The sequence below is a fragment of the Candidatus Tectomicrobia bacterium genome (assembly GCA_016192135.1).
Lineage (GTDB): Bacteria > UBA8248 > UBA8248 > UBA8248 > UBA8248 > 2-12-FULL-69-37.
Genome location: JACPUR010000041.1, coordinates 22330 through 37209, shown reverse-complemented (window position 1 = coordinate 37209; position 14880 = coordinate 22330). Strand labels below are relative to the sequence as shown.

Here is a 14880-nt window from a genome sequence, read left to right as displayed (position 1 = left end):
CGCGGGGCGCGGAGGGAGGACCGGCCCCTCACGCGCCCCACGGGCAAATCAATTCCGTATGCTCGGATTGTCGAAGTTGACCCGGTCCACCAGCCGGGAGGCCGCCACCCGGTGCTCGGCGAGCTTCGCCAGATTGATGTCGTCGGCCTTGAACTCGCCCCACGACTTCAGCAAGTCGTTCAACGGGACACCCGGCTTGACCGGGTACTCGTAGTTCTGGTCGGCGTAGAGCTTCTGCGCGAAGTCGCCGCTCAGGAACTCGATGAGCTTGACGGCGTTCTCCCGGTTCTTGACCCCCTTGACCAGGCCGGCGCCGCTCACGTTCACGTGCGTGCCCCGGTCCTTCTGATTCGGAAACACCAAGCGGATGGCCTCCGCCCACTGCTTCTGTTCGGGGTTCTTCTTCTCCGTCAGCATCTTGCCGACGTAGTAGGTGTTCCCGAGCGCCACGTCGCACTGGCCTGCCTGAATGGACTTGGCCTGGGAGCGGTCGTTGCCCTGGGGCTTCTGGGCCAGATTGGCCCTCAGCCCCTCCAGCCACTCCTTGGCGGCCACCTCGCCCTTATGGGCGATGATGGAGGCCAGCAGGAGGAGATTGTAGACGTGCTTTCCGGAGCGGGTGCAGATGCGGCCTTTCCACTTCGGATCCGTCAAGTCCTCATAGCTTCCGATCTCGCCCGGCTTCACCCGGTCCTTGCTCACCCAAAGGACGCGCCCGCGCACGGTGAGGCCGTACCAGAGGCCGTCCGGGTGGCGGTACTTGGACGGGACGTTCGCTTCGAGGGTCCTCGAGCGGACCGGCTCCAGCAGATTCGCCGTCTGCAGGTCGTGCAGGCGGCCGAAATCCTCCGTCAGGACGGCGTCCGCCGCCCCGGGCCGGGCCTTGATTTGCTCGATGACGCCCTTGTCGGCGAACACGACGTTCACCTTGATCCCGGTCCGTTTGGTGAACTCGTCCAGGAGGGGCTTGATGAGGAACGGCTGGCGGTAGGAGTAAAGGTTCACCTCTCCGGCGGCTTCGGCCGCGGCCGGCCAGAAGGCGGCGCCGCTCAGCGCCAGGGACAAGAATCCGATCAGGGGCAGGCATACCCACTTCTTCATGACCCAGTTCTCCTTGTGATGAATTTCAAGACATTCACTGTGGGGTTTGCCTCCTCCGCCGCTGGCCCGGCGGCAGGACGGCCGCCCGGGCTGGCTGGGAATCGCGCCAGAAGACCGGCCCGCGCGGGCCGGAAGTTCGCTATTTCTTCAGGAGCAGCTTTCCGCTCCGGGTGCGCTCCAGGCAATACTCGGCCCCCTCGTGACGGATGATGAGGGAGGAGGCGCCGCCGAAGAGCTCGCTCGCCTCGATCACGGGCTTCCCGCCCGCCATGAAGCCCACACCCAGTATGACGGCCGTGGGACGAGAAGCCCCTGCTTCGCGCTTCGCCGCGAGGTTCATCTCTTCCGGGGTCATTCTTGCTTTCCTCGCTCGTCCGATCCCTGCACCACGATATCGCAATGGAACGAGCAGGTCGGGCAGGAGTCGTCGCTCTCGCAGCTTCTGCGGTAGGCGCGGAAGGCCTCGAGGATCTCCTGCTTGTCCTCCCGCTCGAAGAAGCGGAGGAGGTCCAGCAGGCGGTCCATCGTGGTGGGGCTGACGTAGTGCTCCATCAGGCAGGCGTCCATGAAAGCCTGTTCCTCGCGCACCCCCAGGACTTCAATGAGGAAATGGTGGAGGATGGAGAACTTGCCCGACACCCCCTTGGCCCGCTGCTTTCCATCCTCGGTGAGGTGGACGCTTTCGTACGCCCGGTGGTCCACCAGCCCGGAGCCGCGCAGGGAGCGGAGGGCGACGGATACGGCGGGCTTGGCCACGCCCAGCCGCTCGGCGATGTCGGTGACGCGGGCGTAGCCTTTTTCCAGTTCCAGGTCGTAGATGGCCCGCAGGTAGTGCTCCAAGCTGGGGGAGAGGTCGCGCGCCACGCGAAGGCGGGGAGCAGGCATAAGTCCTCCTTCCCTTTCCTGAGAGTTCGTAGAAAAAAACACTGTTAATGTACATTAACTTACGCATGCGCGCAAGGGAAAAGAGATGCGAACTTATAAAACATGAAACTATTGTGTTATCAGGCTTATTTCTGCTTTCGATTCAGAAATTGCTTTAGCCTTTCGGAAGTGTCGCCTTCGTTTTCGGGTACCACTTCGGTGGAGGGGCGCCAGGCAGAGAGCGCTTTCTGAGGGGGCGAGGCCAGCGGCCCACCGCGAAGCCCATGGGTCTCGATTAGATGGGCGACGAAGGAGCCGACGAAGGTCTTGCTCTCGATGCGGACGGGCACCCGGGCTTCGTCGGCGGTCACCCAGATCCAGGCGCGACCCTTGCGATTGAGGGATTCATCCTCGAATTCGGGCTCGATGCGGAGGGTGCGGATCGGCCCCCAGAGGGAGTCGAGGCGGTCGGCCTGCGTGACGCGCACCTTCACCCGCCGGGTGCGCTTCCGGTCGAATACGGACAGCTCAATCTCGCTGCCCGGCCTCAGCGCCTCGGCCCGGATTTTGTAGAGCGCCGCCAACGCGTCCAGTACGCCCTCGGGCGCATCGTGGCGGACCGGAGTCTTCTCCTCTCGCCCGTACAGCACGTGATCCTTCCCGAAAAGCAGCCATTTGTGGCTCCGGTAGCGGAAGCCCTCCTTCTGGCGGATGTCGGCGCGCCGGCTGGCCAGGGTTTCGGAATCCGCCAGGCTCACCGCCCGGTCCCGCACCGGGTAGAGGCGGTGCAGGAGGCCGATTGAGTCCAGGCGGAGCCGGTAGCGGAGCACACGCTCCCCCTGCCATTCGACGGGCCCTTCCACTGCCAGCTCCGTCGTGAGGACCGGAATCCCCAGCCAGCGGACCTGATAGGCGAGGCGCTCGCCGCTCCGAAAGGGATGCACCGGCGCGGGATGCGCGGGGGCGGCGCTCGACGCGAGGCAACCGACTCCCGCCGCGAGGAAGGCTCGGAGTAGGAGGCGCGCCCTCGGACGGAGGGAGGGGCGCCCGCCGCCGGAGAGAGCCGTGTGGGTGCTCATGACAGGAATGGCTGTATGGCGCCGCGAACCCCCGCCCATTCCCCCAGCGACGCCGGAAGCACCTGGCTCGAGACGTAGGCGCGCCGGAAGGCCTGCATCTCCCAGGCCTTCCGGGCCGGATCGAGCAGGAGCGGGCCGGCCTGGGCAAGGCCGCCCGCGAGGATGATGGCCTCCGGGTTGAGGAGGTTCATGAGGTTGGCGATGCCGATGCCGAGCATCCGGCCGCATTTCTCCCACAAGGCCCGGACGTCCGCATCTCCGGCCAGGGCCAGCTCGGCCAGGCGCTTGGGGGTGAGGTCGGTCATGGAGGCGATGGGCGAGGCCGGATTGCGGGAGGCGATGATCTTGGCCTCGCGGACGAGGGCCCAGCCGGAGACGCAGGCTTCCAGGCACCCCCTCGCGCCGCAGGAGCATAGGGGCCCGCCGGCCTGGATGCACATGTGGCCCACCTCGCCCGCCACTCCGGCCGCGCCCTCCCATATTTTCCCGTCGAACACGATGCCGCCGCCCACCCCCGTCCCGAGAGTCAGGAGAACCATGCTACGGAAGGGAAGGCCGGCTCCCGCGTGGAATTCGCCCAGGGCGGCGGCGTTGGCGTCGTTCATCATTCGGATGGGGACGCCGCCCAGTGCGGACTGCAGCCGGTTTCGGAGCGGGTAGGCGGAGAGCGCGGGCAGGTTCGGGGACTGGATGATCCGCCCTTCCTCGATGTCCAGAACCCCGGCCACTCCGATTCCGATGCCGGCGGGACCGCCATCGGGGAAAAGCTCCCGGGCGGCGGCCAGCAGGGCCTCGAGGATGGCCCCAGCATCCTCCCGGGCGGGCGAATCCGCCCGGGCCACCGCCTCGCGCTCGCCCGAGGGGGAGAAGCGGGCGGCCTTGACCTGGGTGCCCCCCAGGTCGATGCCGAGAAGGGCTCCTTCCGCGCGTGTTCCGCCCGCCATTAAAGCACCTCGGTCTGGAGCAGGCGGCCTTTCGCGTCCTTGACCCCGAAGGGGAAGCCCGCCGTGAGGATGGCGTAGTCCCCCGGCTTGGCCAGTTTCTCTTCGATGATCCGCTTCCGGAACTCCCCCAGAATCCGATCCGGGGCCAGGCGGCGCGGGATTTTCCAGGGGATGACCCCCCACGACAAGGCCAGGCGCCGCACCGTGCGCTCGGAGACGCTGAGGGCCAGCACTTTCTGGCGGGGGCGGTGGAGAGCCACCCGGCGCGGCGTATCGCCCGAATCCGTGGGGCAGATGATGATACCGGCGCCAAGCTCGTCGGCCAGCAGCGCCGCCGTATGGGCGATGGCGTGAGGCAGCCCGTGCATGCGCAGGTCCGACCGGCGCACCCAGCGGGGCCCGCTCTGGGCCATCCCCTCCTCCGTCACCTCGGCGATGCGCACCATCGTCCGGATGACGGCGGCCGGGTTGCGGCCCATCGCCGTCTCCTCGCTCAGCATGACGGCGTCGGTCCCGTCCAGGATGGCGTTGGCCACGTCCCCGGCCTCGGCCCGGGTGGGCCGGGCGGAGGAAACCATGGACAGGAGCATCTCCGTCGCCGTGATGACGGGTTTTCCCAGCTCGTTGGCGGCGGCGATCATGCTCTTCTGAACCATGGGGACGCGCTCGAGAGGAATCTCGATGCCGAGGTCGCCCCGGGCGACCATGACGCCGTCGGCGGCATCGATGATCTCCGAGAGATTCTCCACCGCCTCGCGCATCTCCATCTTGGCGATGATGGGCACCGAGCCCTGGCGGGCCGCGATCTCCTTGCGGCATAGATCCACGTCGGCCTTCGTCCGGACGAAGGAGAGGCCGAAGAAGTCCACCCCTTCCTTGACGCCAAAAGCGATGTCCTTGAGATCCTTTTCGGTGAGGGAAGGGATGTCGAGGTTGGTATCCGGCAGATTCACGCCCGCGTTGTCCTTGAGGGCGCCTCCCACGACGATGCGGCAGAGCGCCTCCTCCTTGCCCGGAGCCACCACCTCGAGCTGAAGCTTCCCGTCCCAGATCATCAGCCGGTGGCCCTTGACGAGTTGCGGAATCAGGTCGGCGCGGTTGAGGGAGAGCCGGTCGGACGTGCCGATGAGGGAATGGGAGACGATGCGGACGCGCTTCCCCTCGCGGAGGATTTCCCCCGGACGCACCTTGCCCAGGCGGAACTTCGGCCCCGCCAGATCGGCCAGGATGGCGATGGGGTTTTCCTCTTCGGCGGACAGGCGCCGGAGCTTGTGGATGATGGCCCGGTGCTCGGCGTGGGTCCCGTGGGAGAAATTGATGCGGGCGACGTTCATTCCGGCGCGAATCATGGTGCGGAGGGTGAAGGTGTGGCGGCTGGCCGGCCCGAGGGTGCAGACGATCTTGGTGCGGGGCATGGGAGGCGCGAGCTCCTCTTGAGGAAGAAAACTGCCGGGCGCGAATGGCAGAACTTCCTTGCCCCTTTATCTTACCTCGCCCGGCGCGGAGAGGACATCCGGCCCGCGCGAGGCGGCTTCAATGGCTGCTGGACTACTTGGGAAGGGTCAGTTCAGGCTGCTGGAACTTGACGAACCGGTTGGGCGAGGGCTGGAGGTGGCTGGCGCTGGTTTTGTTGAATTCGATATGGGCGAAGTAGCTCTCGGCCTCCGCCCGCGTGTCGTCGGAATCGATCATGACCGAAACGCCGCCGACGTCGGGCGGGTCCTGGCCGAAGACCCGGCGGTAATCCTCCAGGACGTTCCGCTCCTCGATCAGCCACTTGTTCATGTCGTCCCCGCCGCTGCGCACGACGATGTAATGGACGAGAGGGTTCTTCTTGCTCTGAATGACCGTTCCCTCGGGTACGTTGGAGTCCCAGATGTATCCGATGAGCTGGCTGTTCACGAAGGTGGGGAAACGGGGGAAGAAGACATACAGCCCCGCCGCCTGGTCGTCACGGTTGCTTTCGCGGGCATCCCCTTTCTCGGGGAGCTTGGTGACCTTCCATTTCCAGAGGAGCATGGGGTGGCGCTTGAGGTCCAGCTTGACCTCGCGGTACACCGAGACGGCCGCCTTGTCGCTGCGGAGGCGAAGGATGGATTCCCCGTCCTCGCGGACAATCTTCACGTCCGGCGTCCCTTGCCACACTTTCAGGGTCCAGTCCTTGGGGAGGCCCTGGCCGTTCTGGTGGTTCTCGAAATGAAAATTGGAAATCCGGACGGTGGGATTCTGGCTCTGGTCGAGCGCTGAGGCGGGATGAAGGAACGCCAGCAGCGATATCCAGACCGCGGCGAGGGTGAAGCGGGCGCACAACATGGTCACCTCCGCTCCCCCCAGGCGGTATTGGCTTCCCCGTTAAGCCGATGGAATACGCTTATTCCTTTCCCGATTATGGCACCAGCAGCACGACGAGGTCCATGACATTCGTACCGCTTGGTCCGGTTTTTAAAAGCCCGCCTACCTGCCTGAAAAAACCGAACGCGTCATTATTGCTTAAGTACTTTTGAGGGTCAACGTTAATATTTTTCGCATTTTTTATGATATTTCTATCGGCAAATGCCCCCGCCGCAGGGGTGGGGCCGTCTCGGCCGTCCGTCCCGGCGGCCAAAAGACCTATATTTTCAGCTTCCCCGGAGCGGATGGCAAAAGCCAAGGCCAATTCCTGGCAACGTCCTCCCCGGCCCTCCCCCCGGACCGTGACCGTGGTTTCCCCGCCCGCGAGCAGGCAAGCCGGGGGGCGCAACGGGAACCCTTCCGAGCGGATATCGGCGGCGATGGCCGCCAGGAAAGCCCCTGCCTCCCGGGCCTCGCCCTGAAGCCGGCGGGTGAGGACGAGGGTCCGATAGCCCAGCCGCCGCGCCTGCCCGGCGGCGGCCTCGAGGGCAAGCGCGTTGGTCGCCAGGAGCTCGTTCCGCACCCGGGAGGAGGGGAGGTCCCGCGGCGAGGGCGTCTCGGGGACCCGTCCGGCCATCCCCGCCTCGATGCGCCGGCGCACCCGGGGAGGGGCCGTCCGCCAGGCCCCGTAACGCTCAAGATAGGCGCGGGCATCGGCGAAGGTGGTGGGGTCGCCGCAGGCGGGGCCCGAGGCGATGACATCCAGCGAATCCCCGACCACGTCCGAGATGAGCAGCACCAGGACGCGGGCCGGGGCCGCCCGGCGGGCCAGATGCCCCCCTTTCAGGGCCGAGAGGTGCTTCCGGACGCAGTTGAGCGCCTCGATGGGAGCGCCCGCCCGGAGCAAGGAGGCGGTGACTCTCTGCTTGTCCTGAAGGGTCAGCCCCTCGGCCGGGGCGGGCAGGAGGGAGGAGCCCCCGCCGGAGATGAGGCAGAGAACGATATCATCCCGGCCCGCGTCATCCACCCAGCGCCCGATGAGCCGGGCGGCTTCGACGCCGGCCGCGTCCGGGGTGGGATGACCGGCCTCCCGGATCTCGATCCGGCGGCAGGGGACGGCGCTCCCGTACGAGGTGACGACGGTCCCCCCGGCGATGCGGTTGCCCAGAATCTTCTCGGCCGCGCGGGCCATTCGGGCGCTGGCCTTGCCCGCGCCCACCACGATGATGCGCCCGCCCGGGCGCAGGGGCATCCGGGTGCGGCCGCAGACGAGCACTTCATTCTTGCCTTTTTTTTCCACCCGCAAAGCGCGGCCTACCGCCTCCTCCGGCCGGACGGCGTCCAGGCCCGCCTCGTAGATGGCGCGGGCCTCGCGGCGGAGGGAGGCGGAACTCGGTTTCCGCTTCGCGGCGCGAGGCATGTCAGGCCCTGGAAGGATGGCGCGTTGAGAGGTTCCACGGGCATCGTAGGGAGTGGCCGGCCGAGGGTCAACCGTTCGAGGAAAATCCGCCCATTTTCGGGCAATCCTTGACGCAAGGCGAGGTCTTCTCTAGCCTCCGGAAGGTCATTCCGAGGTCCCCTGCCGTGGAGGATGGCTTGGCCAGCGTCGGCATCATCGCAAACCCCCAGTCGGGCAAGGACATCCGGCGGCTGGTGGCCCTGGCCAGTTCTTTCAGCAACCACGAAAAGGTCCTCATCCTCCGCCGTGTCCTGGCGGGCCTCGAGGCTGCCGGGGTGAAGGAAGCCTGGGTGTTTAACGACGGGGACGCCCTGGGCGCCGCCGCCCTGGACGCGGGCCACCGGCGGCGCCGGGGGCCTATGAGGGCGCGCCTGCTCTCGTTCTCCCTTCAAGGGGACGGTGAGGATACGGCGCGCGCCGCGGCGCTCATGCGGGAGAGGGGCGCCGCCTGCATCGTCGTGCTGGGGGGGGACGGGACGAGCCGGGCGGCCTCGCGGGGCTGCGGAAATGTGCCCTTGGTCCCTCTCTCGACGGGTACGAACAACGCTTTTCCGCAGCATTGGGAGGGGACGGTGGCGGGGCTCGCGGCCGGCCTCTTTGCCCTCCGCCCCAAGGCCTACGCGGCCCAGGTGCGGCCCTCCAAGCGCCTGCGCATCCGCCTGGGTGATGCCACCGAAACCGCCCTCATCGACCTGGCCGTGGTGAGGGGCGGCTACGCGGGCGCCCGCGCGGTGTGGGACGTGCGGCGCATCGAGTCGCTTTTCCTCACGCGGTGCCAGCCGGGCGGGCTGGGGCTCTCGGCCATCGGGGCGAGCCTGGACCCCATCGGCCCCGACGACCCCGAGGGGCTGTGGGTGGAATTCGGGGGCGGCGGACGGCGCTCCGCCAGAAAGGTGCTCTCCCCGATCGCTCCGGGGCTGGTGGTGGCCGCTCCGGTCCGGTGCAGCCGCCGCGTGGGGGTGGGGGAGAGCGTCTCCTGCACCGTGGCGGGCGAGCGGGTGCTCGCCTTCGACGGGGAGCGCGAGCGCGTGATGGCGGCGGGGGAGAGCTTTGTGGCGGTGCTGGAGCGGAGCGGCCCCCGGGTGGTGGATGCCCCCGCGGTGCTGGCCCGCGCGGCGGCCCGGGGAGCCCTTGCGAGGCCGCTGTGAGGCGGACGGCCTCCCTTCAGCCATAACCTGCCTCTAGACAAAGGTTTTTAGATAGGGCAAATGGGGTGAGACGCATCGTCCGGCCGGCAAGTTCCTGGACTTTGTCCGCATGGCGGCCGGATTTCGGGCGGAATTTTGGGTTGACAAGAGGATAGGGTAATTTATATTTTACTTTGGCACTTGAGAGGATAGAGTGCCAATCCATTAAAATACAATCTATTGGGCCCTTCTCTCGAAGGGTTTCCCGTTTTTCAAATGGCGGTGCCGGCCCCCCAGGCGGGCGGGCACGGGAACGTGATCGGCCGGAATGCGGAAGGGAGGCATGGGCCATTGATTCGGGTTGAGGGACTGACCAAGCATTACGGAAATGTCCCCGCTATCCAGGACATCTCCTTTCGGGTGGAGAAGGGCGAGATTCTGGGCTTCCTCGGCCCGAACGGGGCCGGCAAGTCCACCACGATGCGGATTCTCACCGGGTTCATGCCTCCCACCTCGGGCTCGGCCTGGGTGGCGGAGATGGACGTGGCGGAGCATCCCCTCGAGGTGAAGCGTCACATCGGCTACATGCCCGAGAGCAATCCGCTCTATCTGGACATGACGGTGACGGCGTATCTGCATCACATGGCCGCCTTGAAGGGGGTGAGCGGCCGCGCCCGCGGCGAGGCGGTCGCCCGGGTCGTCGACAGCTGCGGCCTGGGGAACGTGGCTTCCCGCATCATCGGCCATCTCTCGAAGGGATACCGGCAGCGGGTGGGCCTGGCTCAGTCGCTGGTGAACGACCCGCCCGTCCTCATCCTGGACGAGCCCACCTCGGGCCTCGACCCGGCCCAGATCATCGAAATCCGGAACCTCATCCGTTCCCTCAAGGGAAGCCGAACCATCGTCCTCAGCACCCATATCCTCCCCGAGGTGAGCATGGTGTGCGACCGGGTGGTGGTCATCCATCAAGGCCGCGTCGCCGCCGAGGGGCCCATCGACGCCCTGGCGACAGGCGTCCAGAAGGAGGACATCCTCCGCGTGTCGGCGATCGGGAGCGCCGAGGCGCTCCGGGCCAAGCTGGCCGCGGTGCCCGGCGTCCGGCAGGTGAGCAGCCTCGGCGCATCGAACGGGGAAGTTCATTTCGAAGTGAGGGCCGAGCAGGGCCGGGAAGTCCGGCCGGACTTGGCCCAGGCCGTCCCGGCGGCGTCGGGCCGGCTCACCGAGCTGCGCCGAGAGCGCCTCACGCTGGAGGATCTCTTCGTCCGCATCGTGAGCGGCGAGCATAAGGTGGAGCCGAAGGTGGATAAGGAGAGCGCCCGTGCGTAACGTCTGGCTAATCTGCAGGCGGGAGCTGGCCTCCTTCTTCTTCTCGCCCATCGCCTACGTGGTCCTCGGCGCCTGGACCTTCCTCATGGGCATCTTCTTCTCGGGTTCGTTCTTCAACTATGTCCTCATCTCGATGCAGCTCGCCCGCAACCCGCAGGCGGCGGCGCAGATGAACATCACACCCACGTCGGCGGTGCTCGAGCCCGTCTTCGCGAGCGTGAGCGTGGTGCTCCTCTTCCTGACGCCCATCCTGACGATGCGGCTCTTCAGCGAGGAGAAGAAGCTGGGGACCATCGAGCTGCTCCTGACCTATCCGCTGCGCGATGGCCACCTGCTGGCCGGGAAATTCCTCTCGGTCCTCCTGCTCTACGCCATGATGCTGGCGATCACCCTGGTTTATCCGGCCATCGTGAGCCTGCATGCCACGGTGGAATGGCCGGTCGTGGCTGCCGCCTACCTGGGGATGTTGCTGCTGGGAAGCGCTTTCCTGTCGGTGGGGGTGATGGCGAGCTCGTGGACCTCGAACCAGATCATCGCCGCCACGGCGGCCTTCATGATTCTGCTGATGAGCTTCATCATGGACTTCCTCGCGGCGTCGGCCGGGCCCGTCCTGGCGGCGGTGCTGCGCCACCTGTCCATCGGCCTGCACCTGAGGAACGCCATCCGCGGCATCATCGACACGCGCGACGTGATCTTCCTGCTGAACGTCAACATTCTCTGCCTGTTCCTGGCGATGCGGTCGCTCGAGTACTACCGCTGGAGGGCATGAAGACGTGCAAAACAGAAACCTGTACCTGTTCATCGCCGCGGCGGCCCTCCTTGTGGTGGCGGTGCTCGGCTATTTCTCCGGGGACCGGTTCTCCGGCGTCCCCTACTGGACGTACGCGGCGGCCGGGGTGGGGGCGCTCCTCCTGGGCTACGCGCTCTGGGCCTCCCGGGGCGAGCTGAGGGGCGGAATGCGGCACCGCTCCACCCGGACGGGCATCCAGGTGGCGGCGATGGTGGTCATCGTGGCCGGCATCCTGTCGGTGGTCGAGCTCTTCTCGGTGAAGCACTACAAGCGGTGGGACATGACGCCGGGCAATTTCTTCAGCCTCTCGCCGAAGACGGTCCAGCTTCTTGATCGCCTCGACCGCGAGAAGCAGCGCGTCGAGTTTATCGCCTTCGTGCGGACCCTCGAGCGCACCCAGGTGGAGGACATCCTCCAGCAGTACGCCAACCAGTCGAAGCAGGTGACCTACCGCTTCGTGGATCTGGACGCCAACCCGCGCCTGGCCAAGCGCTACGACGTGGACGCCTATGGCACCATCGTGGTGGTGCATCCTCTCGCGGACGGGGCCAAGGACGGCGCCGCGGCGGGGAAAAAGGAGGCGCAGGAGCCAAAGGCCGCCACGCCATCCACCCCCGCCGCCGCCCCTCCGGCGGCCAAGCCCGGGGAGAAGGAAGCCCAGGAGGAGAAGAAGACCTTCCGTTCGGAGAAGATCTACGACCTCTCCGAGAACGCCATCGCCAACGCCATCCTTAAGACCATCCAGACCGAGCAGAAGAAGGTCTACTTCCTCACCGGCCACGGCGAGCGGCCCTACTCCGGGACAGGCCGCGAGGTGCTCTCCACCCTCGCCACCGGGATGCGGGACGACAACTACCGGCTGGACGACCTCTTGCTGCTGCGGCAGGGGGAGAAAGGGGTGCCCGAGGACGCCAACTTCGTCGTCATCGCCGCTCCCAAGAAGGACATCGAGGAGGCCGAAGCCCAGGCGCTGGACGGCTTCTTGAAACGCGGGGGCAGGCTGCTCGTCTTCCTCGAGCCCGACACCCCCCGCGGGCGGCTCATCGGTCTGCTCGAGCGGTACGGGTTCGAGATACCCGAATCCATCGTCCTCGATCCCCAGGCGGTGCGCTTCGCCCTCGCCGGCGGGAACGAGCTGACGCCGTTCGCCGCCGACTACGGGGTTCATCCGGTCACGAATCAGCTCCGGGGCCTGGCCACGGTTTTCCCCACGGCCCGGAAGGTCGCGGGAAAGGCCGACCCCAAGCGGGGCATCCAGGCCGAGGAGCTGGTGAAGACCGGCCCCGGCAGCTTCACCGTCCCCCGCCTCGGCGTGCAGGACAACAAGCTGGTCTTCGATCCCAAGGAGAAGAAGGACGGCCCGATCCCCATCGTCACGGCCGTCACCGTCTCCCTGGACGCTTACGCCGCCGGGGACAAGAAGGAAGGCGCCCCGGAGGCCAAGCCCGCTCCGGGCAAGGACGCCAAACCCAAGGAGGCGAAGATCGCCGTCTTCGGCGACGCCGACGTGGCCAGCGACGCCTTCATCGGCGCGCAGGGCAACGGTAACCTCGTGCTCAACGCCGTCAACTGGCTCGGGGGCGAGCAGGAACTCATCTCCATCGCGGCCAAGCGCCGGATCGGCGAGCCGCTCTTCGTCGGAGAGGGCGAAGGCATGTTCGTCCGGCTGCTGACGGTGTGGACGCTCCCTCTGTTCATCCTTTTGGCCGGTGCCGCCGTTTACGTTCGGAGAAGGCAGCTACGGTGAATCCGCGGAAAAATCTCATCCTATTGCTGGTTTTGGCGATCGCGGGCGGGGCCTACTACCTCTACGACGTGAAATGGGCCTCGGAGAAGAAGGAACGCGAGGAGCTCCGCCTGAAGGTGCTCAAGGGCATCGATGCGAAGAACCTGATGCGCGTTTCGGTGGACCGGAAGGACGAGCCCTACCAGATCATCCGGACGGAGAAGGGTTGGCGCTTCGTCAAGCCCGTGGACGCGGCCGTGGACGAGGAGGCGATGGAGCGCATGCTCAAGGTGGCCGCCGGGATGAAGGAGGAGAGGCGGATCCCCAAGGCCCCCGATTCCGCCGAGTTCGGCCTGAAGGAGCCCTACCTGAAGCTCACCTTCGGCATCAAGGGGCAGGACGACATCGTGCTGAGCATCGGGGACCTCACCCCCACCAAGGAATTCCGCTACGCCTCGGTCAAGGACGGCGGCGTCTTCACCCTGCCGCTGAACGATTACAGCGCCTTCAACTACAAGGTCTTCAGCCTCCGGGACCGGAGCATCGTCAATCTCGACACGGAAAAGATACAGAAGATCGTCGTCGAGCCCCAGGGCAAGGCCTCGTTCACGCTGGTCCGCAAGGCTAAGGACTCGTGGGAGATGACTTCTCCCGTCCAGGATCGCGCCGACTCCGTCGAGACCGAGGGCATCGCCACCACCCTGCGCTGGGAGAAGGTGCACAGCTTCGTCGAGGAGGACCCGAAGGACCTCGCCCAGTACGGGCTCGCACCGGCGGGCCTCGTGGTCCAGCTCTACACGGAGCCTAAGGGCAAGCCGGCCGAGGGTTTCCTCCTGGGCGCGCCCAAGAAGGTCGAGGAGGAAGAGAAGGGGAAGAAGGTCCAGAAGACCTACTACTACGGGCGCCGCCTCTCGGGCGGGCCGGTCTTCATGGTCGCCGAGAAGGTGCGCGAAGATCTCCCGGCCACGCCCTTCAAGGTCCGGCGCAAGGTGATGGTGGACTACGACGTGGACCACGTCACCCGGATCCGTCTCGAGAAGCCGGAGGAGACGGTGGACATCCGTAGGCTCGAAAAGAGGAAATGGGAGATCGCCCTCACTCCCGCCGGCGGGAAGGAAGCCAAGCTGGAGGGGCGCCACAAGCACATCGACGACGTGATGTGGGACATCAAGTGGGCGAACGCCGTGGAGTTCGTGGACGAGCCGGGCGGGGACCTTTCCAAATACGGGCTCGACGGCCCGAAAGCCATCCGCCGGGCGACGGTCTGGCTCAAGCCGAAGAAGGACGGCCCCGAGGAGCGGAAGAGCTTCATCCTGGGCCCCTTAAGGGATGGCAAGGCCTACGGCCGGGTGGAGGGCGAAAAGCGGCTCTTCGCGTTCGGCGGAAAGGATGTCGAGAAGATTTTCAAGACGGGCTTCTACCTGAGCGACCGGCGCCTGGTGCGGGTCGATGAGCTGAAGGATGTGGCGCGCATCGAGGCTTCGTTCCCGGGCGGGCAGTCGGTGGCGGTCCGCCGGGCGGGCGAGGAGTGGCGGATGGAGAAGACGGCCGGAAAGGAGCCGGACCAGGGCCGCATCGGCGAATTCCTCGGCATCGTGGACGAAATCGAGTCCCAGGGCGAGGCGGCTCCCGGCGGCGAGGCGGATTTCAAGAATTTCTTGGCGCGGATCAGCGTCGTGGACGCGAAGGGGAAGACCTGGGGGCCCATCACGTTCGCCGGGAAGGGCACGAGGGAGCATCTGTTCGTCCAGGTGGGGGAGGACCCCCGCATCCTGAAGGTGAGGCGGGATCTCGTCGAGAAGAAGCTCCCGGCGAAGGTGGATGATTGGATCAAGAAGCCGGAGAGCGCCTCGTAGGGCGGTTGTTCGTATCTGTCGCGATGCAGGGAATTCGCAGGGGTGGCCGGCCGCCCCTGCGTTTTTAGGTGAGGCAGATTTAGCGGCCGGGGAAGCCGGGCTGGCGGGTCACGCGCTCCATCTGTTCCTGGTGGAGCGCGTCATGGATGCCCGAATAGATGATCCGCTCGTAGGCGTTGAGCGCCCCATAGCGGGGGGAGGGGACCACGAGGCGGCTGAGGTCCCGGCCGCGCCACGCGAGAAGCGCCTCCCGCACCGCTTCCCGGCCGGGCATCAG

At 66.5% G+C, this 14880-nt stretch carries 14 protein-coding genes; 5 read left to right on the top strand and 9 right to left on the bottom strand.

The window, feature by feature from the left end; translation table 11 throughout:
* Window positions 1-48: 48 nt before the first annotated feature.
* The 8 genes from HYZ11_17655 to HYZ11_17620 form a co-directional block, all read right to left on the bottom strand.
* Window positions 49-1101: a Fe(3+) ABC transporter substrate-binding protein gene (locus HYZ11_17655; GenBank protein MBI3129437.1), complete on the bottom strand. Its 1053-nt coding sequence runs from the start codon at window positions 1099-1101 to the stop codon at window positions 49-51.
* Window positions 1102-1240: 139 nt separating this feature from the next.
* Window positions 1241-1372 (bottom strand): hemin uptake protein HemP, encoded by a 132-nt coding sequence (gene hemP, locus HYZ11_17650; protein ID MBI3129436.1) that lies wholly within the window; start codon window positions 1370-1372, stop codon window positions 1241-1243.
* 80 nt (window positions 1373-1452) lie between these two features.
* On the bottom strand, window positions 1453-1986 hold the full coding sequence (locus HYZ11_17645; protein ID MBI3129435.1) for a metal-dependent transcriptional regulator: 534 nt from the start codon (window positions 1984-1986) through the stop codon (window positions 1453-1455).
* Window positions 1987-2111: 125 nt separating this feature from the next.
* Window positions 2112-2909 carry a DUF3108 domain-containing protein gene (locus tag HYZ11_17640; GenBank protein ID MBI3129434.1) on the bottom strand — a complete coding sequence of 266 codons (798 nt, stop codon included), beginning with the start codon at window positions 2907-2909 and terminating at the stop codon, window positions 2112-2114.
* 131 nt (window positions 2910-3040) lie between these two features.
* A complete protein-coding gene (locus HYZ11_17635; protein ID MBI3129433.1) occupies window positions 3041-3988 on the bottom strand; it encodes an ROK family protein in 948 nt (315 codons plus the stop codon).
* On the bottom strand, window positions 3988-5403 hold the full coding sequence (gene pyk / locus HYZ11_17630) for a pyruvate kinase (protein ID MBI3129432.1): 1416 nt from the start codon (window positions 5401-5403) through the stop codon (window positions 3988-3990). The genes HYZ11_17635 and pyk overlap by 1 nt, the downstream gene beginning before the upstream one ends.
* Window positions 5404-5536: 133 nt before the next feature.
* Window positions 5537-6307: a DUF3047 domain-containing protein gene (locus HYZ11_17625; protein MBI3129431.1), complete on the bottom strand. Its 771-nt coding sequence runs from the start codon at window positions 6305-6307 to the stop codon at window positions 5537-5539.
* Between the two features lie 67 nt (window positions 6308-6374).
* Window positions 6375-7739, bottom strand: a complete 1365-nt coding sequence (locus HYZ11_17620; GenBank protein ID MBI3129430.1) for a glycerate kinase — start codon at window positions 7737-7739, stop codon at window positions 6375-6377.
* 176 nt (window positions 7740-7915) lie between these two features.
* Between HYZ11_17620 and HYZ11_17615 the strand changes: the two genes are divergently transcribed.
* The 5 genes from HYZ11_17615 (at window position 7916) to HYZ11_17595 (ending at window position 14603) form a co-directional block, all read left to right on the top strand.
* Window positions 7916-8926, top strand: coding sequence for an NAD(+)/NADH kinase (locus HYZ11_17615; GenBank protein MBI3129429.1), 1011 nt, complete (start codon window positions 7916-7918; stop codon window positions 8924-8926).
* A gap of 330 nt (window positions 8927-9256) precedes the next feature.
* A complete protein-coding gene (locus tag HYZ11_17610; GenBank protein MBI3129428.1) occupies window positions 9257-10231 on the top strand; it encodes an ATP-binding cassette domain-containing protein in 975 nt (324 codons plus the stop codon).
* Window positions 10224-11000, top strand: a complete 777-nt coding sequence (locus HYZ11_17605; protein ID MBI3129427.1) for an ABC transporter permease subunit — start codon at window positions 10224-10226, stop codon at window positions 10998-11000. Before HYZ11_17610 ends, HYZ11_17605 begins: the two co-directional genes overlap by 8 nt.
* A gap of 4 nt (window positions 11001-11004) precedes the next feature.
* Window positions 11005-12768, top strand: a complete 1764-nt coding sequence (locus tag HYZ11_17600) for a GldG family protein (protein ID MBI3129426.1) — start codon at window positions 11005-11007, stop codon at window positions 12766-12768.
* Complete coding sequence (locus HYZ11_17595) at window positions 12765-14603, top strand: DUF4340 domain-containing protein (protein MBI3129425.1); 1839 nt, start codon at window positions 12765-12767, stop codon at window positions 14601-14603. Before HYZ11_17600 ends, HYZ11_17595 begins: the two co-directional genes overlap by 4 nt.
* A gap of 79 nt (window positions 14604-14682) precedes the next feature.
* On the opposite strand, the gene HYZ11_17590 is transcribed toward HYZ11_17595, so the two are convergent.
* A complete protein-coding gene (locus HYZ11_17590; GenBank protein MBI3129424.1) occupies window positions 14683-14877 on the bottom strand; it encodes a hypothetical protein in 195 nt (64 codons plus the stop codon).
* Window positions 14878-14880 lie beyond the last annotated feature (3 nt).

Coding starts and splice junctions, on each gene's coding strand:
- HYZ11_17635 (MBI3129433.1), bottom strand. CDS start 3,988: ATGGCGGGCGGAACACGCGCGGAAGGAGCCCTTCTCGGCATCGACCTG.
- HYZ11_17590 (MBI3129424.1), bottom strand. CDS start 14,877: ATGCCCGGCCGGGAAGCGGTGCGGGAGGCGCTTCTCGCGTGGCGCGGC.
- pyk (MBI3129432.1), bottom strand. CDS start 5,403: ATGCCCCGCACCAAGATCGTCTGCACCCTCGGGCCGGCCAGCCGCCAC.
- hemP (MBI3129436.1), bottom strand. CDS start 1,372: ATGGCGGGCGGGAAGCCCGTGATCGAGGCGAGCGAGCTCTTCGGCGGC.
- HYZ11_17645 (MBI3129435.1), bottom strand. CDS start 1,986: ATGCCTGCTCCCCGCCTTCGCGTGGCGCGCGACCTCTCCCCCAGCTTG.
- HYZ11_17655 (MBI3129437.1), bottom strand. CDS start 1,101: ATGAAGAAGTGGGTATGCCTGCCCCTGATCGGATTCTTGTCCCTGGCG.
- HYZ11_17620 (MBI3129430.1), bottom strand. CDS start 7,739: ATGCCTCGCGCCGCGAAGCGGAAACCGAGTTCCGCCTCCCTCCGCCGC.